Annotated in this window: 18 protein-coding genes; 5 read left to right on the forward strand and 13 right to left on the reverse strand. The window is 72.6% G+C overall.

What is annotated here, in order from left to right; all coding sequences use genetic code 11:
* Positions 1-207: 207 nt before the first annotated feature.
* Positions 208-2,307: a molybdopterin-containing oxidoreductase family protein gene (locus ACTZWW_RS02360; protein WP_444779326.1), complete on the reverse strand. Its 2,100-nt coding sequence runs from the start codon at positions 2,305-2,307 to the stop codon at positions 208-210.
* A gap of 69 nt (positions 2,308-2,376) precedes the next feature.
* Positions 2,377-3,321: a protein-L-isoaspartate O-methyltransferase family protein gene (locus tag ACTZWW_RS02365; RefSeq protein WP_444779327.1), complete on the reverse strand. Its 945-nt coding sequence runs from the start codon at positions 3,319-3,321 to the stop codon at positions 2,377-2,379.
* A gap of 115 nt (positions 3,322-3,436) precedes the next feature.
* Here ACTZWW_RS02365 and ACTZWW_RS02370 point away from each other — a divergent pair, with 115 nt between their 5' ends.
* Genes ACTZWW_RS02370 through ACTZWW_RS02380 form a run of 3 tightly spaced genes read left to right on the forward strand, consistent with a single transcriptional unit; the run spans position 3,437 to position 8,258 of the window.
* Positions 3,437-5,725: a penicillin acylase family protein gene (locus ACTZWW_RS02370; RefSeq protein ID WP_444779328.1), complete on the forward strand. Its 2,289-nt coding sequence runs from the start codon at positions 3,437-3,439 to the stop codon at positions 5,723-5,725.
* Positions 5,701-7,248: a GH3 family acyl-acid amido synthetase gene (locus ACTZWW_RS02375; RefSeq protein WP_444779329.1), complete on the forward strand. Its 1,548-nt coding sequence runs from the start codon at positions 5,701-5,703 to the stop codon at positions 7,246-7,248. Before ACTZWW_RS02370 ends, ACTZWW_RS02375 begins: the two co-directional genes overlap by 25 nt.
* Before the next feature lie 44 nt (positions 7,249-7,292).
* On the forward strand, positions 7,293-8,258 hold the full coding sequence (locus tag ACTZWW_RS02380) for a dienelactone hydrolase family protein (RefSeq protein ID WP_444779330.1): 966 nt from the start codon (positions 7,293-7,295) through the stop codon (positions 8,256-8,258).
* On the opposite strand, the gene ACTZWW_RS02385 is transcribed toward ACTZWW_RS02380, so the two are convergent.
* The 11 genes from ACTZWW_RS02385 to ehuR all read right to left on the reverse strand — a co-directional run bounded on the left by ACTZWW_RS02385 (position 8,191) and on the right by ehuR (position 18,578).
* Positions 8,191-8,793, reverse strand: a complete 603-nt coding sequence (locus ACTZWW_RS02385; protein WP_444779331.1) for an inner membrane-spanning protein YciB — start codon at positions 8,791-8,793, stop codon at positions 8,191-8,193. The two genes, ACTZWW_RS02380 and ACTZWW_RS02385, sit on opposite strands and share 68 nt — an antisense overlap.
* A 115-nt stretch (positions 8,794-8,908) precedes the next feature.
* Positions 8,909-9,922, reverse strand: coding sequence for a N(2)-acetyl-L-2,4-diaminobutanoate deacetylase DoeB (gene doeB / locus ACTZWW_RS02390; protein WP_444779332.1), 1,014 nt, complete (start codon positions 9,920-9,922; stop codon positions 8,909-8,911).
* Between the two features lie 8 nt (positions 9,923-9,930).
* On the reverse strand, positions 9,931-11,112 hold the full coding sequence (gene doeA, locus ACTZWW_RS02395) for an ectoine hydrolase DoeA (protein ID WP_444779333.1): 1,182 nt from the start codon (positions 11,110-11,112) through the stop codon (positions 9,931-9,933).
* Positions 11,113-11,133: 21 nt separating this feature from the next.
* Positions 11,134-12,126 (reverse strand): cyclodeaminase, encoded by a 993-nt coding sequence (locus ACTZWW_RS02400; RefSeq protein ID WP_444779334.1) that lies wholly within the window; start codon positions 12,124-12,126, stop codon positions 11,134-11,136.
* Entirely contained in the window at positions 12,123-13,115 is a 993-nt protein-coding gene (eutB, locus tag ACTZWW_RS02405) for a hydroxyectoine utilization dehydratase EutB (RefSeq protein ID WP_444779335.1), read from the reverse strand. The genes ACTZWW_RS02400 and eutB overlap by 4 nt, the downstream gene beginning before the upstream one ends.
* Positions 13,112-13,897: an ectoine utilization protein EutA gene (gene eutA / locus ACTZWW_RS02410; RefSeq protein ID WP_444779336.1), complete on the reverse strand. Its 786-nt coding sequence runs from the start codon at positions 13,895-13,897 to the stop codon at positions 13,112-13,114. The genes eutB and eutA overlap by 4 nt, the downstream gene beginning before the upstream one ends.
* Positions 13,894-14,553 (reverse strand): ectoine/hydroxyectoine ABC transporter permease subunit EhuD, encoded by a 660-nt coding sequence (gene ehuD, locus ACTZWW_RS02415; RefSeq protein ID WP_444779337.1) that lies wholly within the window; start codon positions 14,551-14,553, stop codon positions 13,894-13,896. Before ehuD ends, eutA begins: the two co-directional genes overlap by 4 nt.
* Before the next feature lie 15 nt (positions 14,554-14,568).
* Positions 14,569-15,225 carry an ectoine/hydroxyectoine ABC transporter permease subunit EhuC gene (gene ehuC / locus ACTZWW_RS02420; RefSeq protein WP_444779338.1) on the reverse strand — a complete coding sequence of 219 codons (657 nt, stop codon included), beginning with the start codon at positions 15,223-15,225 and terminating at the stop codon, positions 14,569-14,571.
* 79 nt (positions 15,226-15,304) lie between these two features.
* Complete coding sequence (ehuB, locus tag ACTZWW_RS02425; protein ID WP_444779339.1) at positions 15,305-16,162, reverse strand: ectoine/hydroxyectoine ABC transporter substrate-binding protein EhuB; 858 nt, start codon at positions 16,160-16,162, stop codon at positions 15,305-15,307.
* A 108-nt stretch (positions 16,163-16,270) separates the two neighbouring features.
* Positions 16,271-17,071, reverse strand: a complete 801-nt coding sequence (ehuA, locus tag ACTZWW_RS02430; protein ID WP_444779340.1) for an ectoine/hydroxyectoine ABC transporter ATP-binding protein EhuA — start codon at positions 17,069-17,071, stop codon at positions 16,271-16,273.
* 121 nt (positions 17,072-17,192) lie between these two features.
* Entirely contained in the window at positions 17,193-18,578 is a 1,386-nt protein-coding gene (ehuR, locus tag ACTZWW_RS02435) for a MocR-like ectoine utilization transcription factor EhuR (RefSeq protein ID WP_444779341.1), read from the reverse strand.
* A gap of 75 nt (positions 18,579-18,653) precedes the next feature.
* Here ehuR and ACTZWW_RS02440 point away from each other — a divergent pair, with 75 nt between their 5' ends.
* The gene (locus ACTZWW_RS02440; RefSeq protein ID WP_444779405.1) at positions 18,654-19,160 is read left to right on the forward strand and encodes an Lrp/AsnC family transcriptional regulator; all 507 of its coding nucleotides are present in this window, start codon (positions 18,654-18,656) and stop codon (positions 19,158-19,160) included.
* A gap of 53 nt (positions 19,161-19,213) precedes the next feature.
* Positions 19,214-19,930 carry a ribosome biogenesis GTP-binding protein YihA/YsxC gene (yihA, locus tag ACTZWW_RS02445; RefSeq protein ID WP_444779342.1) on the forward strand — a complete coding sequence of 239 codons (717 nt, stop codon included), beginning with the start codon at positions 19,214-19,216 and terminating at the stop codon, positions 19,928-19,930.
* Positions 19,931-19,933: the final 3 nt, after the last annotated feature.

Raw genomic sequence — 19,933 nt, forward strand, 5'->3', positions numbered from 1 at the left:
CGGCCCGTCATCCGGATGCCGAAGGCAGTCCGGGACCCAGAGCCACAGGTGCCTGTCGAGCGGCGTGTACGCCGCGGCGCTCGACGCCTCCGGCAGCGTTCCTCGACGCCTCCGGCAGCGTTCGTGGACGCGCGCGCTTCGCGGACGCTCATCCGACACCTGTGGTTCTGGGTCCCGGACTTGCTTCGCAATCCGGGATGACAGCCTTCACGCCGCCCCCACGCGCACCCTGATGTCGTGGAACGCCGCGCCGCCGTAGGGCGCGACCTGGTCGGCGCCCGACAGCGTGTTGATGCCGCGCCCGTCCGGATGCGCGGCGTTCGGCCAGATTCCCTCGGCGATCAGCACGCCGCGGCGGACTCCCTCGAACAGGCGCGCGACGACCAGCACTCGCCCGCGTGCGTTCTCGAGCGCGACCCAGGCGCCCTCGGCGATCCCGTTCGCGGCCGCGTCCGCCGGGTGGATCATCACGGTCGGACGCTCCTCCTTGGCCTTGGAGGTCGGCGTCTCGGTGAAGGTCGAGTTGAGGAAGTGCCGTGCCGGGCTCGTCGCCAGGCGGAACGGGTATTCTTCCGTCGGCTCCTCGGTGACGGCCCAATGGTCGGGGAGGGCGGGCATCTCCGCCCAGGGCCCCATCGTCCCCGCGTTGGGGGCGGGGACGCGCGACCAGTCGGGCCGGAAGCGGAACTTGCGGTCGGGCCAGGCGAAGCCGTCGAGGTAGTGGGCGGTCTCGAAGGGCGGCTGCACGTCGTTGAAGGCCGCCTCCTCCAGCGCCGCGAGCGATCCCCAGCCGGACGACGACAGCGTCTCGTCGATCATCTCCCGCGGGCTCATCGAGAAGCCGCGATGCGTCGCGCCGAGACGCTCGGCCAGCGCGCAGATCACCTCGTGGTTCGAGCGGCACTCCCCCGGCGGCTCGACGATCTTCGGCCCGAGCTGGATGTGCTGGTGCCCGCCGCCCTGGTAGAGGTCGTCGTGCTCGAGGAACATCGTCGCCGGCAGCACCACGTCGGCATGGGCGGCAGTCTCGGTGAGGAACTGCTCGTGCACGACGGTGAAGAGGTCCTCGCGCGCGAAGCCGCGCTTGACCAGCTCCTGCTCCGGCGCGACCGAGACCGGGTTCGAGTTCTGGATGAAGAGCGCCGTCACCGGCGGGCCGCCGCACAGGGCCTCGGCGTCGCCCGTGAGCACGCGTCCGATCTGGGATTGGTCGAGCATGCGCACCGACGGGTCGCGCAGGTCGTGGCCCTCGATCAGCGACTTGTCCCAATGGTATATCGCGCCGTTGTTGTGGAAGGCGCCGCCGCCCTCGACCTGCCAGGCGCCGGTGACGGCGGCGATGCAGGACGCCGCGTGCATGCTCACCGCGCCGTTGCGCTGGCGGGTGAAGCCGTAGCCCAGCCGGAAGTAGGTGCGCTTCGTCTCGCCGACGAGCCGGGCGAAGGCCTCGATCTCGGCGGCCGGGATGCCGGTGATCGCCTCGGCCCAGGCGGGCGTGCGGGTCGCGAGATGGGCGGCGAGGTCGTCCGGGCAGTCCGTCCAGCGGCGCAGGTACTCCCAGTCCGCGAGGCCGTCGCGGAAGAGGACGTGCATCGTCGCGCAGGCGAGCGCGCCGTCCGTCCCTGGGCGCAGCAGCAGCTTCACGTCCGCCTGCTTCATCGTGGCGTTGTCGTAGACGTCGACGACGACGATCTTCGCGCCGCGTTCCTTGCGGGCGCGGATCGCGTGGGTCATCACGTTGACCTGCGTGTGCACCGCGTTGGTGCCCCAGATCACGACGCAGTCCGCCTTCGCCATCTCCCGCGGGTCCGGACCGGCGAGCCGGCCCGTCCCGGCGATGAAGCCGGTCCAGGCCATGTTCGTGCAGAAGGTGGAGAACATGCCGGAATAGCGCTTGGCGTGGCGCAGGCGGTGGATGCCGTCGCGCATCACGAGGCCCATCGTGCCGGCGTAGTAGTACGGCCACACGGCCTGCGGGCCATGCGCCGCCTCCGCCGCGAGGAAGTGCTCGGCCACGAGGTCGAGCGCCTCGTCCCACGTCGCCCGCCGGAAGGCGCCCGCGCCCCCGTTCGCGCCCTTGGCGCCGGTGCGGATCAGCGGATGCGTCAGCCGGTCCGGATGGTGGATGCGCTCGGCGTAGCGCGCGACCTTCGCGCAGATGACGCCGGCGGTGTAGCTCTGCGTCGGGTCTCCATGGACGCGCCCGATCGTGCGTGCGTCGAGAACCTCCACCTCCAGCGCACAGGTGGAGGGGCAATCGTGCGGGCAGACCGACTTGCGGCGGGCGATGCGAGGGGGCGCGTTCATGGGGATGTTCTGCCAGAGTTCCGCGCCGCCGGGAAGCGGCAGGCGAATGCGTCGGCGTCGAGGCCGCTCTCAGGGCTCGGCACGACCTGGCTCCTCGTAGGAGAGCGACCAGTCCGGCCCCGCGTGCCAGGTGCCGGTCGCCGAGGGCGGGATGCGCCAGCGCAGGCTGCGCACGAACTCCGCGCCGCCCCCTTTCAGCGCGCGCTGGAGCGCCATGCACTCGTCGGTCGTCGCGGCGAGCGCGCCGCCGTCGCTCTGGGCCCGTACGAACTGCGCGGGGCCGATCGCCCGGGCGGCGAGGATGCCGTCTCCCGCGCCGCGGCGCCGCGCCAGCAGGCCGATGCCGATCCCCGTGCTCGCGAGGCGGCTCCCCGGCCGGTCCTCTCCCGGAACGCCAAGCGGGAAGAGGATGCGCCCCCCGGCTGTTAGCCGATCGAGCCAGGCGGCTGCCGGACGCTCGACGCTGGCGTTGACATAGACGACGTCGACCTCCTCCCCCTCCTTCGGGAAGCGCGCTCCGTCGCCGGCGACGACCCGCGCCTGCGGCAGGTGCGCGAGGTTTACCCGCGCCGTCTCCGCGAGGACCGGGTCGACCTCGACTCCCAGCACCCTGCCGCTCTCGCCGACGCAGCGGGCGAGGAGGGCGGTGTAGTAGCCGGTGCCCGCGCCCACGTGCAGCACGCGCTCGCCCGGCATCGGCGCGAGCGCGGCGAGCCAGCGGGCGTGCAGCGACGGGCTGCCGTTGTTCACCCGCCGCGCCTCGGCGAGCGCGAACAGGCCGTCCTGGTAGAGCACCACCGGGTCCGTGCACGGCACGTCGCGATAGCCGCCGGGCGAGGCCATCCGCCAGGGAGGCGGGCCGAGGTAGCGCTCGCGCGGCTCGGCGGCGAAGGCCGCCTCAAGCGCGGGGTGGGGCCGGTGGGCATGGCTCATCATCTGGCGCGCGAAGGCGCGGCGCACGACGGCGAGCTCGTCCTCGGCGAACGGCGCGTCGACGTCGGGGGCGGCGGTCATTGCGGTATCCTCGGGCTGGGACCCAGATCATAGTCGCGCACCAGGCCGCACGCCACAGCCAGAACGTGCTTCTTGCCTTGGGGAACCGCCGCGCCGTCGCCACCGTTGCTCCGCCGTGTCCAAGATCGCTCACGCCCTGCGCCTCGCGCGATCCTTCTCCATGCTCGCGCGCGCGGTCCTCGCTGCGGGGCGCCTGCGCCCGCGCGACCGGGACGCGCGGCTCGCTATGTTCCCCGCGGACGGGCTGCCGGTGGCACGGCCCGTCGAGATCCGCTGGAACGACCACCTCGTGCCCTGGATCACGGCGCGCAGCGACCGTGACTGCGCGGTCGCGCTCGGCGCCATCCACGCCCATCTGCGGCTCACCCAGCTCGAGGTGCTGCGCAAGGTCGCCAGGGGTCGCGTCGCCGAGATGGCGGGGCCGGCGGCGATCGACGTCGACCGGGCGCTGCGCACGCTCGGGATCGCGCGGGCGGTGCCCGGCATCCTCGCCATGCAGCCGCCCGAGACGACGCAATGGCTCGAGGGCTTCGTCGACGGGATCAACCACGTCGTCGACACCGCGCCCGAGGACCCGCCGGACTTCCCCATGCTCGGGCTCGGCCGCGAACGCTGGACGCCCGCCGACGTGATGGCGGTGGGCCGCGCGGCGGTGGCGGACGTCAACTGGCTCGTCTGGCTACGCCTCGTGCCGCTGCGGCGCGAGCCCGGCTGGCCCGACCTGTGGGACAAGCTCCTCGCCAACGGCACGGGCTCGATCGCCAACCTCGCGGGCTTCGACCTCGAGACGATGCTCGCCGGCGCGCTCGGTGGCGCGCTGAAGGGGTCGAACGCCTGGGCGGTCCATGCCGATAGCAGCGCCACCGGTTCGGCGCTGCTCGCGGGCGATCCGCACCTGCCGATCTCGGTGCCGAACATCTGGCTCTGCGCGGGCTACCGCTCGCCCTCCCATCATTGCGTCGGCTTCCAGCTGCCGGGCCTGCCCTTCACGGCCTTCGGCCGCAACCCGGACCTCGCCTGGGGCGGGACCGCGCCGCACACGGCCTCCTCCGACCTCTTCGACCTCTCGGACCTGCGCTACGAGCCGTTCGACTCGCGCTCCGAGACGATCCGCGTGCGCGGCGGCGGCGAGGAGACGGTCGTGATCCGCACGAGCCGCTACGGCCCGATCATCTCCGACGCCGTGCCGATGGGCGCGACCTACGCTCTGCGCTGGGTCGGGCACGAGCCCTCCGACGAGCTCTCCTCGATGCTGGCGCTCAACCGTTCGAGGAGCTTCGAGGACTTCCGCGAGGCGGCGGACGGGATGGCGGTGCCGGGCCAGAACTGGGTCGTCGCCGAGCGGACGGGCGGCATCGCCAAGCAGATCGCCGCCAAGCTCCCGCGCCGCCCGCACGCGCCGCTCGCCGACCTGATCTCCAGGCCCGAGGCCGCCAGCCATTGGGAGAGCTTCGTCACGGCGAAGGACTTCCCGCCCGAGCGGGATCCCGCGCGCGGCTTCGTCGTCTCCGCCAACGACCGGCCGGAGGACGGACCCGCGCCGCTCGCCTACTTCTACTCGCCCGTCGATCGCGTCGAGCGGATCGCCTCGGTGCTCGCCGAGGCGCGCCCGGTCACGCTCGAGACGATGGCGGCGCTCCAGCGCGACGTCGCCGTGCCCGGCGCGCTGGCGCTGCGCGACCGGATGCTCGCGCTCGCCAAGGCGGCGGGGGAGCGTGGGAACGGGGAGGGCGGCCCCACGACGCGCGAGGTGCTCTCCGCCCGCGGCGAGGTGGTGCCGCTCCTCGTGGACTGGGACGGCTCGTATCCCGAGACCTCGCGCGGGGCGCTCGCCTTCGAGCTGCTCGTGGCACACGTGAGCGCGGACTACCATTCCCAGGCCGAGCGCGCCTTCTACGGCGCGCTCTTCACCGCCCGCACGCTGATCGCGCAGGACCTCCACGAGCCGCGCACCGCGCTCGTCACGGCCGTCGCGAAGGCGCTCGTCGCCACCGCGAAGGAGCTGCGGCGCTACGACACCTGGGGCGACATCCACCGCCTGCGGCTCGCGCACGTGCTCGGCGGCCTGCCGCTGGTGGGCCGCCGGCTCGTCTTCGCGGACCTGCCCGTCGGCGGCACGTCGGACGCGGTGATGAAGACCGCGCACCCGGCGGTGCCCCGGCCGCACCGAGCGTTCTACGGATCGATCGCGCGCTTCGTCTGCGATCTCGGCGCGGAGGACTCGGCCACGGCCGTGCTGCTCGGCGGCCAGGACGGCTGGCTCGGCAGCGCGGCGATGCTCGACCAGCTTCCCCTCTGGCGCGAGGGCCGCGCCATGCGCCTGCCGATGAGCGAGGCAGCGGTCGAACGCGACTTTCCGCATCTCATGACGATCGCGCCATGCTCGACGCCACCCCGCTCCTGAGGCTCTGGGCCGCGCGGCGACGGCGCGTGCTCGACGGGCAGGATGCCGTCGCCGCGCAGGACCGCACGCTGCGCGCTCTGGTGTCCCGCGCCGCCGAGACGCGCTTCGGGCGCGCGCACGGCTTTTCGCAGATCCGCTCGGCGGAGGACTTCCGCGCCCGCGTGCCGGTGCGCGGCTACGAGGAGCTGTGGTCCGGCTGGTGGCAGGAGAGCTTCCCCGTCCACGAGGGCGTGACCTGGCCGGGGCGCATGCCCTTCTTCGCCCTGTCGTCGGGGACCACCACCGGGCGCACGAAGTACATCCCCGTCAGCACGGAAATGGTGGCCGCGAACCGCCGGGCGGCGCTCGACATCCTGGTCCACCATCTCGCGCGCCGTCCAGGCTCGCGCGTGCTCGCCGGCAAGAGCTTCATGCTCGGCGGCTCGACGGCTCTGGAGCCGCTCGCGCCCGGCGTGCGCGCGGGGGATCTCTCGGGGATCGCGGCGGCGACCGTGCCGGCCTTCGCGCGGCTGCGCACCTTCCCGCCGCAGCGCCTCGCGCTCGAGGCCGACTGGGAGCGCAAGATGGCGGCACTCGCGCCCGCCGCGCTGGCGCAGGACATCCGGGCTGTCTCCGGCACGCCGACCTGGCTCCTCGCCTTCTTCGAGACGCTGGCGGCGAGCCACCCCGCCCGCGGCGAGCGGCTCGCCGCCTACTGGCCGCGGCTCGAGCTGGTCATCCACGGCGGCGTCGCCTTCGCGCCCTACGCCGCCCGCTTCGCCCGGCTCGTCGAGGGCTCCGACATCCGCCTCCAGGAGGTCTACCCGGCGAGCGAGGGGTTCTTCGCCATCCAGGACGGGCCGCCCGAGGCGGGCCTGCGGCTCATCGTGGACAACGGCGTCTTCTACGAGCTCGTGCGTCCGGACACGTTGGGAACGGCCGCGCCCGAGCGGCTCGGGCTCGCGGAGGCGGAGATCGGCGTCGACTACGCCCTCGTCGTCTCGACCAACGCCGGCCTGTGGGCCTACGAGGTCGGCGATCTCGTGCGGCTCGTCTCGAAGGACCCGCCGCGGATCGTCTTCGCGGGGCGCACGGCGTTCACGCTGTCGGCCTTCGGCGAGCATCTCACGGGTGCTGAGATCGACCGGGCGGTGACCGAGGTCGTCGCGCGTGCCGGGCTCGGGCTCGTCGAGGTTTCGGCGGGCGCGCGGCACCGGGCGGCGGGTGCGGCGCACGACCACCATCTCTTCGTGATCGAGCTCGTCGCGGGCGCGCCGCCCCACGAGGACGCCCGGGCGCTGCGCGACGCGCTCGATGCCGCGCTCGCGCGCGCCAACGCCGACTACGCCTCCCACCGCGACGCGGGCCAACTCGCGGCGCCGGAGCTGATCTGCGCGCCGCGGGGCACGTTCGAGGCCTGGATGCGCGCGCGCGGCAAGCTCGGCGGCCAGAACAAGCCGCCGCGGGTCATCGGAGACGCGGCGTTGCTCGCGAGCCTCGAGCGGGAGGCCGAGGCGGGAACACGGGTTCCCTCCGGCCGTTGAACACGGCCGCGGTCGAGAGCCGCGTCGCCCGAGGATCCAACGAGATGGCCGAGATCACCCTCCAGACGCGCAGCCCTTTCACGCTCGCCGACATGGTGAGCGGCGACGCGCCCGAGATCACCGCGACGGGCTTCCTCTTCACGCCCAGCGCCGTCGCGGCCGCGAAGAGCCGACCGGCGGTCGTGATCCTGCCGGGGCTCGGCGGCATCATCGCCGAGCGCGAGATCCGTTATGCGAAGCGGCTCGCCGAGGAGGGCTACGTGGCGCTGGCCGTGGACACGTTCGGCAGCCGCGGCGCGGCCTATTCCAACCACACGCTGCGCGCGCTCCACGTCACGGAGACGATGATGCTGGCGGACGCCTACGCCGCGCTCGCGCATCTCGCGAGCCTGCCGATGGTCGACCCGGCGCGGATCGCCGTGATGGGCTTCTCCTACGGCGGCATGGTCTCGGTGCTCGCCGCCTACCGCCAGATGGCCGCGCTGTTCGGCGCCGACGGGCTGCGCTTCGCCGGCCACGTGAGCTACTACGGTTGCTCGGTACCGCGCTTCGACGATCCGACGACGACCGGCGCGCCGGTCGAGATCTTCCTCGGCGCGCTCGACCGCAACGTCGATCCGGACCGCTCGCGCGAGATCGCCGAGGACCTGCGCCGCGGCGGATCGCGGGTGGGCTTCCATCTCTTCCAGGACACCTACCACCAGTGGGATTCGCAGAACCTGGAGAAGAAGTTCGTGCGCTTCTCGCTCTATTCGTGCCGGTTCGCGGTGGATCGGAACAACCGCCTGCGGGACCTGCGCACGCGCCTGCCCATCACGGGACGCGTCTCGCGCACGCTTGCGCTCGCCGCCAACGCCGACCCGCGCGGCTACCACATGCTGCGCGACGAGCGCGTGATGGCCTGGACGGACACGCGTCTCTCGGACTTCCTCGCCGAGGCGCTCAGCCACCGTCCGCCGCGGGCGGCGCCAGCCGATGCCGGCGCACGAACGGCGCCTGCGCGGCGATGAAGGCGAGGTTGGCGGGCAGGACCGCGAAGGTCTTGAACGCCACCCACACGTCGACCGGAAAGAACCGCCAGGTGATCTCATTGAGAACGCCGAGCAGGATCAGGTAGGCGCTCGCGCGCAGCGTCAGCACGCGCCAGGCCCGCGTCCCGTCGAGCACGAGCGAGCCGCGCAGCACGCTCTTCAGCACCAGCCGCCCCATGGCGAGGCCGCCGAGCAGGATCGCCGCGTAGAACCAGTTCATCACGGTCGGCCGGATCATGATGATCAAGGCCTCCTCGGCGGCGAGGCTCGCGCCGCCGAAGGCGAGGACGACGAGGGTCGAGGCCAGTGGCGTGAGCGGCACGCGCCGCTCGCGCACGAGGTTCGCGACGAGGGCGAGAACCGTGGCTGCCATGAAGACGCCGGTGCCGACGAAGATGCCGCCGAGCTGGTTGCCGACGAAGAAGGCGATCAGCGGCCCGAGCTCGTAGGTCAGCCGCTCCTTCAGCCGCAGGACCGGGACCGCCGCTGCGGCGCCGGCCGTCTCTCGCCGCATCGCGTCCATCCGCGCTCCCGGGCTCTCCGCACGGCGAGGGACGCCGCGCGAAGCACAACGGTGGGCGGGGGAGGGGTGTTCCAGCGCCGGGGGGGGGCGGGCCGGCGGGTCCCGCTCACCCCAAGATCTGCGCCACCACCGCCACGCAGTCCCCCGGCTTCACGAGCCCCGGGAAGTGGCGCGCGGCGAGGATGCCGTCCATCGCCGCGCGATAGGGGCGGGGCGCCGCGCCGGTGCGGCCGATGGGCGCGATCTCGGCGATCACGTCCCCGGCGCGCACGGCTTCCCCGAGGTCGACCCGGAAGGCGACGAGGCCGCCCTCCTCGGCGAAGGCGAAGCAGTCGCCCGACGGCATGTCGAGCCAGCGCGTCTCGCGCCGCGCGACCGCGCCCCGCAGGATGCCGGCGTGGATCAGGAGGTCGCGCACGCCCGCGCGGGCGATCGCCGCCGTGCGCGCGGAGGCGGTGCCGCCGCCGCCGAGCTCGGTCGTGACGAAGGTCTTGCCCATGGCCTCGACGGTGGTGTCGAGCATGCCCACCGCGTCGATCTCGAGCATGGTCATGGAGTAGGGCGCGCCGAACGCCTCCACCGCCGCCTTGCAGGCAGCCTCCTGGGCGGGGTCCGGCAGGCGGTGCGCGGCGGCGAAGGGGACGAAGTCGAGCGTCCGGCCCCCCGAGTGGAAGTCGAGCACGACGTCGGCGAGCGGCACGAGCGCGCGCGCGACGTAATCGGCGATCTTCTGCGTGACCGTGCCGTCGGGTCGCCCTGGAAACGCGCGGTTGAGGTTGCCCTTGTCGATGGGCGAGGTGCGCGTCCCCGCCTCGAAGGCGGGGAAGTTCATGGCCGGCAGGATGATGACGCGCCCCGTCACGTCCTGGGGCCGCAGCGTGCGGGCGAGCTCGTAGAGGGCGATCGGCCCCTCGTACTCGTCGCCGTGGTTGGCGCCCGTCAGGAGGGCGGTGGGGCCCTCCCCGTCGGCGACGACGCAGATCGGGATCATCACCGAGCCCCAGGCCGAATCGTCGCGGCTGTAGGGCAGGCGCAGGTGCCCGTGCCGGACGCCGTCGGCGGCGAGGTCGATCGTCGGGACGACGGGGGAGGGCGGCAGGTCGGGAGCGGGAAGCGCCATGGCGGGCCTCACGCCTTCACGAACAGCTCGCGCGGGACGTTCGCGAGGCATTCGACGCCGCTCTCGGTGATGACGATGCTCTCGGTGATCTCGAGGCCCATGTCCTCGAGCCAGAGCCCGGTCATGAAGTGGAAGGTCATGCCGGGCTCGAGCACCGTCCTGTCGCCGCGCCGCAGGCTCATCGTGCGCTCGCCCCAGTCGGGCGGGTAGGACAGGCCGATCGGGTAGCCGGTGCGGTTGTCCTTGACGATGCCGTGGCGCTCCAGCACCGCGAAGAAGGCGCTCGCGATGTCCTCGCAGGTGTTGCCGGGCCTGGCGGCGGCGAGCCCCGCCTCCATGCCCTCGAGCGTCGCCTTCTCGGCATCCAGGAAGGCCTGGGAGGGCTGACCGAGGAAGACCGTGCGCGAGAGCGGGCAATGGTAGCGGTTCACGCAGCCGGCGATCTCGAAGAACGTGCCCTCGCCGGTTCTCATCGGCCTGTCGTCCCAGGTGAGGTGGGGCGCCGACGCGTCCGCGCCCGACGGCAGCAGCGGCACGATGGCCGGGTAGTCGCCGCCGACCTCCGGCGTGCCGCGAATTCCGGCGTCGTAGATCTCCGCGACGAGGTCGCACTTGCGCATCCCGGGCTCGATGACGTCGAGGATGCGCGCGTGCATGCGCTCCACGATCCGCGCCGCCTGGCGCATGTAGGCGAGCTCCTGCGCGCTCTTGACCGCGCGCTGCCAGTTCACGAGCGCGGTGGCGTCGGCGTACTTCACCTCGGGCATGCCGAGCAGCAGGCGCGTGTAGGCCTGGGCCGAGAAGTAGTAGTTGTCCATCTCGACGCCGATCCTGCCCTGCGCCCAGCCGCGGTCCTGGAGCACGGTGCACAGCACGTCCATCGGATGGCGCTCGGTGGACTGCACGTAGTGGTCGGCGTAGCCGACGATGTCGTCCTGCCGGAGATAGGTCGTGCGCCTGGCGCCGTTCGCGTCCTGCCCGCGTCCGAACCAGACGGGGTCGCCCTCGGGACCGACGATGACGCATTGGTGGACGTAGAACGACCAGCCATCGTAGCCCGTCAGCCAGGCCATGTTGGAGGGATCGCTGACGATGAGCGCGTCGAGGCCGCGCGCGTCCATCGCCTCGCGGATCTTGGCGAGGCGGGCGGCGTATTCGGCGCGGGTGAACTTGAGGGCGACGTCGGTCATGGGGCTTGTCTCGGCTGGGGATCAGATGTCGGTGACGAGGCCCGCGCCGGCGTCGGCGACGCGCGCGCGGGCGAGGGCGGCGATGGCGGTGTCCTGCGCGCCGGTTCCCGTGAGGTCGCACACGGTGATCGCGTCGGGTCCCGCACGGCCCGGGGCGGTGCCGGCGAGGACGGCGCCGAGCTCGGGGCTGGCGTGATCGGTGGGGAGCGCGCCCGCCGCGATCGCCGCGCGCAGCTCGCCGAGCCGACGGCTCTGGGCGAGGCTGTCGACCACGACGAGATCCGCGCGCGCCAGGATGGCGGGATCGAGCTCGGTCTTCGTGTCGGCGTCCGAGCCCATCGCGGTGACGTGCTGGCCGGGCGCGAGCCAGTCGGCGAACAGGATCGGCGCCGTCGCCGGCGTCGTCGTGACGACGACGTCCGCCCCGCCGACGGCGGCCCGCGGCTCGCCGACGGCGCGGGTCCGCACCCCCGTCGCCGCCTCGACGTCGGCGGCGCAGGCCGCGGCCTTCACCGCGTCGCGCGCCCAGACGCGGATCTCGGACAGGTCGCGCACGAGGGCGAGTGCCTGCATCTGCAGGCGCGCCTGCGTGCCCGCGCCGAGAACCGCGGCGACCCGCGCGTCCTTCCGGGCGAGCGCATCCGCGGCGACGGCGCCGGCGGCGGCGGTGCGCACGTCGGTCAGCCAGCCGTTGTCGAGGAAGACCGCCTCGACGAGGCCGGTCGTGGCAGAAAGGACGACCATGAGGCCGTTCACCGAGGGAAGCCCGCGCTTCGGGTTGTCGAAGAAGCCCGGCGAGATCTTCACCGCGAAGCCGTCGAGGCCGGGCACGAAGGCGGTCTTCACGTCGACCTCGCCGTGCACCTCCGGCATCGCCATGGAGAGGATCGGCGGCATGATCACGCGTCCCGAGGCGAGCGCCAGGAACGCGCCGCGCACGGCCTCGAGGGCGGCGCGGTCGAGCGGCACGGCCGCGCGCAGCGCGGCCTCGCCGACGAGGGTGACCGTGCTCATCGGGCGAGCCTTTCGAGGATGGCAGGATCGGAGACGATGCGGGCGTGCTGCGCGGGATCGACGTTCGCGCCGGTGAGCAGCGCGACGGTCGGGCCGATCGGGCGAATGCGGCCGGCGAGGATCGCCGCCGGCCCGACCGCGCCGCCGCCCTCGACCACGACGCCCTCCGCGACATGGCAGAAGGCCATGCCGGCGGCGATCTCGTCCTCGGTCAGGAGCACGACCTCGTCCATGAGGTCGCGCAGCATCGCGAGCGTGTGGCGGTTCTCCAGGCCGATACCGCCGCCGAGCGAATCCGCGAGGCTCTGCGCCTCCTCGACCAGGACGGGCCGGCCCGCGGCGAGGCTCGCGTGCATGGCGGCGCCGCGCTCCATCGAGATGCCGACGACACGCGCGCGCGGCCGCCGCGCCTTCACCGCCGCGGCGACGCCGGCCGCGAGGCCGCCGCCGGAGAGCGGGATCAGCACCTGCGCGACGTCGGGCACGTCGTCGAGGATCTCGAGCCCGAGCGTGCCCTGGCCTGCAATCACGTCGGGATGGTCGAAGGGCGGGATCTCGACGAGCCTCTCCTCTGCCACCCTCCGGTCGACCTCGCCTTGCGCCTCGTCCTGCGAGGCGCCGTGGATGGCGATCTCGGCGCCGAGCGCCGCGATGGCGTCGCGCTTGTTGGCCGGCACGAGGCGCGACATGGCGACGACGCAGCGTACCCCCGCCTCGCGCGCGGCATGCGCCAGCGCCCGGCCGTGATTGCCGGTGGAGACCGTGACGACCCCGCGCGCACGCTCGGCGTCCGTGAGGTTCGCGAGCGCGTTCGTCGCGCCGCGCAGCTTGAAGGCGCCGGTGATCTGCTCGTGCTCGTGCTTGAGGACGACGGGCGCGCCGAGCCGCCGGGCGAGACCGGGCGAGGGCCGCGCCGGCGTTTGCCGCACGCGGCCCATGAGCGCGGCGCGGGCGCGCTCGATCTCGGCGAGGCCGGGATGCGCGCTCATGCGAAGGCCGCGGGATCGGGGAGGGGGAGGGCGGCGAGGCGCGCGTCCACGCGTGGGCTCTCGCCGACGAGCCGCGCGCAGGCCCACGCGGTCGCGAGGTTCGAGGTGACGACGGGCACGCCGAGCGCGCGCTCCATCTCCCCCGCGATCCCCGCCGAGCGCAGCGCCGTGCAGGAGACGAAGAGCGCGTCCGAGCCCGGCGCCAGCGCCGCCCCGGCGGCCTCCGTCAGCGTCGCCGCATCGAGCCGCGCCATTTGCCGGTCGTCCTCGAGGCCGAGGCAGGAGACCGCGGCGACCGCAAAGCCGTGCGCCTCGAAATAGGGCGCCACAGACGCGGCGGTCTCCTGCGTGTAGGGTGTGAGGATCGAGATCCGCCGCGCGCCGTGCGCCCGCAGGGCGTCCACCGCCGCGCGCGTCGGGGTGACAACGGGCACGCCCGGCTTGCCCTCGCGGATCGCGGCGGCGACCGCCTCGTCGCCGATCACGATCGAGGCCGAGGTGCAGGAATAACAGATCGCGTCGAGGCGCTCGTCCGGTAGGAGGAGCGCCGCCGCCCGCGCGAGGTCCGGCTGCATGGCGCGCAGGTTCGCGGGCGTCGTGGGGTTGGCGTAGGCGACGCGCGCCACGTAGACGCCGACCCGGGCCCCGGCGACCATGCGCGTGAAATCGGGCTCCGTCGTGTGGTCCGTCGCCAGGATCACGAGGCCGATGCGGCGGGCCACCGGATCGGCATCGAAGCCGAGCGGCAGCTCGAGCCGGCGCGGCGGGCGGGCGGCGCTCACGACCCCACCCGTCCGTAGCGCCGCTCGAGCCAGCGCAGGCCGAAGACCGAGATCAGGCTGATGACGAGGAAGAACACGCCCACCATCGTCATCGGCTCGATGTAGCGGTAGTTGAAATTGGCGATGGAGCGGGCCTGGTTCATCAGCTCCAGGATGGTGATGGCGGACAGGAGCGGCGTCTCCTTGAACATGGCGATGAAGTAGTTCGCCAGCGCCGGGATCATCGGCGGCACCGCCTGGGGCATGATGATCCGCGTCCAGGTCTGCGACGGCGTGAGGTTCACCGCCTTCGCCGCCTCCCACTGCCCGCGCGGCACGTTGTCGATGCCCGCGCGATAGACCTCCGCCGTGTAGGTGGCGTAGTGCAGCCCGAGCCCGATCACGCCCGCCACCAGCGGCGAGAGCGTGATGCCGATGTCCGGCAGGACGTAGAACAGCACGTAGAGCTGGACGAGGAGCGGCGTGCCGCGGATGAATTCCGCGAGAAAGGCCACAGGCTTGCAGACGAGGAGGTTCCTCGAGCGGCGCAGGAGCGCGATGGCGAGCCCCACCACCGCCGCGACGAGGGAGCCGAGCAGGGTGGCGAGGATCGTGATCTTCACGCCCTCCCAGAGGGTCGGGATGATCGAGATCGCGAAGGACCAGTCCCAGAGCATGGCGCGTCCCTCCCGTCAGGCCCGCACGCCGTCGAGGCCGCGGCCGAGGCGGCGCTCGAGGGCCCTGATCGCGCCGGAGATCGCCAGCGCGAACAGGAAGTAGATCACCATGATGGTGGCGAAGGGCACGAGCGTGCTGCCCGTCTGGGCGCGCATCACCTGCGCCTGGAAGGTCATGTCGGAGATCGAGATGAGCGAGACGATGGCGGTCGCCTTCAGAAGCTCGATCGCGTTGTTGCCGAAGGTCGGCAGCATCGGGACGATCGCCTGCGGCAGCAGCACGAAGCGCATCGCCTGGAAGCGCGTGAGGTTCAAGGCCACGCAGGCCTCGCGCTGCTCGCGGCCGATGGACTGGACCGCGCCGCGCACCACCTCCGCCCCGTAGGCGCCGACGTTGAGGCCGAGCGCCAGCACGCCGGCCTGGAGGGGCGTGAGCTCGACGCCGAGCAGCGGCAGCACGAAATACGCCCAGAACAGCTGCACGAAGACCGACGTGCCGCGGAAGAACTCGATGTAGGCGGTCGCCAGCGCCCGAACCGTGCCGAAGCGCGACAGCCGCCCGAGCCCGGCGACGAAGGCCATCACGAGCGCGAGCGCGCAGCCCATCACGGTCAGCTTGGCCGTGACGACGGCGCCCTGCAGGATGAGCGCGATGTAGCCGGCATAGTCCATGGCGGGCGTCCCGACGGGTTGCGCGAGCGGGGCGAAGAGAGCGGCGCGCCGACGGGCGGCGCGCCGCGGGGGAGGCGGTTCAGCCGCCGGCGCAGAGCGCCTCGCGGCTCGTGCTCATCGCGGCCGCGGCGGAGAAGCCGTAGGGCTCGATGATCGCGGCGAACTCGCCCGACGCCTTCATCTCGGCGAGGATGCGGTCGTACTCGTCGCGCAGCGCCGTGTCCTGGCGGCGGAAGGCGGCGCCGTCGCAGTAGACCGGCGCGTCGGCCACCGGCGCGACCATGGCGAGGTTCTCGTCCTCGGCGCGCTTGAGCAGGTCGGAGATCGAGAGCACCGGCAGCGAGTAGACGTCGATGCGCCCGTCCTGCAGCATGTTGATGCCGCTCTGGCCGTCCGGCACGACGATGACGCGGTCGCGCGGCACGCCGGCCTCGAGCGCGAGGCGCTCCTCGGTGCCGCCGCCGGGCGCGCCGATCGTCGCCGTCGGGTGCGCGGCGATGTCGGCGAAGGTCTCGAGGCCGAGCGGGTTGCCGGCCTTCACGGCGAAGGCCTCCGCGTCGCACAGCACCGGCTCGGAATAGGCCACCGCCGCGCAGCGCTCGGGGCGCATGAACAGGCCCGCCGTCACTGCGTCGAAGCGCCCCGCCTGCAGGCCGGGGATCATCGCGCCGTACTCGGAGATCGAGGCGACGACGTCGTCGATGCCCATGCGCTCGAAGATCGCGCGGGCGACGTCCGGCGCGGCGCCGGTGACGGTGCCGTCCGGGTTCACCTGGGTGAAGGGCGGCTCGTTGGCGATGGCGATGCGGGCGAAGCCCTGGTCGCGCAGCTCCTGGATGCGCGGGTCGTCCTGCGCGACGGCCGGCGCGGCGAGCGCGGCGGCGGCGCCGACGAGCGCGACGGCGGCGATCCGGCGGGTGAGCGTGGCGATGGTCATGGTCCTGGTTCCCCTTCTTGCTTGGCGTCTCACACTTGGTGTCTCACTCTTGACGTCTCACGGGTCGTCGTCCCACGCGGCCCGCCGCGTGGGCGGCGGGCCCGAGGGTCACACGCGGTGGCCGGCCGCGATGATCTTGCGCAGGAAGCCCTGCGTGCGCTCCTCGCGCGGGTTCGTGAAGATCTCGTCCGGCGGCCCCTGCTCGACGATCCGGCCGCGGTCGAAGAACATCACCCGGTCGGCGAAGTCGTGGGCGAAGCCCATCTCGTGGGTGACGAGCAGCATCGTCATGTCGGTCTCGCGCGCGAGGCGGTGCATGACGGAGAGCACCTCCTCGACGAGCTCCGGGTCGAGCGCGGAGGTGACCTCGTCGAACAGCATGATCCTCGGCTCGAGGGCGAGCGCGCGGGCGATGGCGACGCGCTGCTTCTGGCCGCCCGACAGCTGCGAGGGCATCGCCTTCGCCTTGTCGGCGAGGCCGACCATGTCGAGCAGCTCCATCGCGCGGCGCCCGGCCGCGTCCCTGGCGACGCCCTTGGTGAGCACGGGGGCGAGCGTCACGTTGTCGAGCACACACATGTGCGGGAAGAGGTTGAACAGCTGGAAGACCATGCCGACCTTGGCGCGCATCCGGTGCAGGTGCGCCTCGTCGGCGGGGACGAGCCGGTCCCCCTTGCGCATGTGGAAGAGCTCCTCGCCCTCGATGCGGATGTGCCCGGAATCGATGGTCTCGAGCGTCATCAGGATGCGCAGGATCGTGGTCTTGCCCGAGCCCGACGGCCCGATCAGCGCGAGCTTCTCGGCGGGCGCGACCGTGAAGGCGAGCTCGTTCAGCACCTGGAAGTCGCCGAAGCTCTTCGAGACGCGGTCGACCTCGATGATCGGGGCTGGCGCAATCGGCTGGGTCACGGAGGCGCCTCGCTGTCCTGCGATGAGACGTCCGACGGTGACGCTCGGGCAAAGTCATGTCAATGTGCAAAATAAAATCATGACAATTTAGCTGCTGCTGCATCTTGCGCGGGCGTTCCGCTCAGATCGCGAGCATCGCCGGCTCCGGCGCGGCGTGGATCAGGTGCGCGACCTGGGCGAGGCCCGTGCGCAATTGCGCGGCATCCGTCGAGCCGAGCGAGATCCGCACGGAGGGCTGAAGCGGCGCCTCGCCGATGCGGAAGCTCTGGCCGGGCGCGATGGCGACGCCCTGCGCCCGCGCCTGGCTGACGAAGGCGCTCTCCCCGTGCGCCTCCGGCAGCGGCACCCAGACGTGCAGGCTCTCGGGATGAGCGCGGTAGGCGATGCCGGCGAGCGCGTCGGCGACGATGCGATGGCGGGCGTGGATCGCCCGGCGCTGCCAGCGGACGAGCTCCATCGCCGTCCCGTCCGCGACCCAGGTCGAGGCGATCTCCGCCATCAGCGGCGTCGCCATCCACATCGTGACGAGGTGCCTGTTGGCGGCTGCTGCGACGAAGCGGTCGGGCACCGCGAGGTAGCCGATGCGCAGGCCGGGCATGACGATCTTGCTGAAGCTCGTGACGTAGAGCGTGCGTTCCGGCGCGAGGCGGGCGATCGGCGGCGGGCGGCCCTCGACCATCGGCCCGAGCGGATCGTTCTCGATGAGCGCGAGGTCGCGGCGGCGCGCCACCTCGACCAGGGCGGCGCGCCGGGCCTCCCCCATCAGCGTCGCGCAGGGATTGATGACGGTGGGCTGCACGAACACCGCGCGCAGGTCGTGCTCGGCGCAGGCCCGGTCGAGCGCCTCGGGGATCATGCCGTCCTCGTCGACCTCGATCCCCACGAGCCTGATGCCGAGATAGCCGGCGAGCGGGGTGAGGGTGTGGTGGCCGATCGCCTCGGTCCCGACGGCGGAGCCGGGCGGGGCCGCGCTCATCAGCGCGATCGTCTGTGCCGGGGTGGCGCCGTTGGTCACGGTGACGTTCAGCGGCGAGATGTCGAGCCCGCAGCCGCGCAGCCATTCCGCCGCGAGTGCCCGGTGGCGCGGGAAGACGACGTTGGGGCGAAACGACAGGATCGCGCTCGCGGGCACGTCCTGCGAGAGCCGTGCGAGCGCGGCCTTCATGCGCTCGAGGTGGATCGGCTCGCAGATCGGCTTGAGGATGGAGAGGTCGATGAGCTCGTTGAGCCGCTCGGGCAGGTAGGGCGGCTCCGGCTCGCGCCTCAGGCTGCGCACGAAGGTGCCGCGCCCGGTCTCCCCGGCGACGAGTCCGCGGCGGGCGAGCTCCTCGTAGGCGCGGCTCACCGTCTGCACGGCGACGCCGAGCTCGTCGGCGAGCCGGCGCTGGACGGGCAGCTGCGTGCCGTCGGCGAGAACGCCGTCCGCGATCGCGCGGGCGATCTGGTCGGCGAGCGAGGCGTAGACGGGACGCTTGAGCGTGGACGGGTCGGGGCGCCAGATTGTCATGAGTTCAGTTGTCGTTTAAGTCAGTTCAATCGGCAAGCGTTTTCGAGGCGGGGGACCGGCGATACGATGAGGCCTGTGAAGCTCGACGCCATCGACCTGCGCATCCTCGCCGCCGTGCAGCGCAACGGGCGGATCACCAAGCTCGCCCTGGCCGAGGTCGTGGGCCTCTCGCCGACGCCGTGCTGGAACCGGCTCGATCGCCTGGAGAAGGCGGGCATCGTCTCGGGCTATCACGCCCGGGTGTCGTTGAAGGGGCTCGGGCTGTCCGCGGCCACCGTGATGATGGAGGTGACGCTCGGCGCCCACCGCCAGGCGGATTTCGAGCGCTTCGAGCGGGCGGTGAGGACGACGCCGGAGATCGTGTCGTGCTGGTCCGTCGGCGGGGGCGTCGACTACGTCCTCAAGGTCGTCACCCGCGACATCGACGCCTACCAGCGCCTCGTCGACGGCCTGCTGGAGCGCCAGATCGGCATCGACCGCTACTTCACGTACATCGTCACCCGCACGGTGAAGGACGAGCCGGGGCCGGACCTCGCCGCGATGGCGGACGAGGCGGGCGGTCAGGCGCTCGCGGCGCGATGACGCGCCGCGCGCCGGACCTTGCGCCCGGCGCCGAATTCTCGCATCAGGGGCGCATGAGCGACACGAGCGACAGCGAAGCATCCCGCGCCGGCGCGGGAGAGGCCCCGAGTGAGCCGGACTACGCCGAGACCGGCCGCAAGGTCTTCGCGCGCGAGGCGGGGTTCCGCACCGCCGCCGACAAGTCCGACGCGCTGCCGCCGATGGAAGGGCTCGAGATCGCCTTCGCCGGGCGCTCGAACGTCGGCAAGTCGAGCCTCGTCAACGCGCTCACCGGCCGCAACGCGCTCGCGCGCACGTCGCACACGCCCGGGCGCACCCAGCAGCTGATCTTCTTCGACGTGGGCGGGCTGTTCACGCTGGTCGACATGCCGGGATACGGCTACGCCGCGGTCTCCAAGCAGAAGGTCGCGGCCTGGACCCAGCTCGTGCGCGACTATCTGCGTGGGCGCGCCAACCTCGCCCGCATCCTGCTCCTGATCGACGCGCGCCACGGCATCAAGCCCAACGACGTCGAGATCATGGACATGCTCGACAAGGCGGCGGTGTCCTACCAGATCGTGCTCACCAAGGCGGACGCGCCGAAGAAGGCCGAGCTCGACGCCGTGATCGCCCGCACGGGTGAGCAGATCTCCCGGCGCCCCGCCGCGCATCCGCGCGTGCTCGTCACGTCGAGCCGCTCGGCCGAGGGGATCTCCGAGCTGCGCGCCGCGATCGCGCAGCTGCTGGCCGAGCGCGGCGTCGCCCTGCCGGCGATCCGGCCGGAGGACTGAGGC

The sequence above is a fragment of the Salinarimonas sp. NSM genome, assembly GCF_052380005.1.
Lineage (GTDB): Bacteria > Pseudomonadota > Alphaproteobacteria > Rhizobiales > Beijerinckiaceae > Salinarimonas.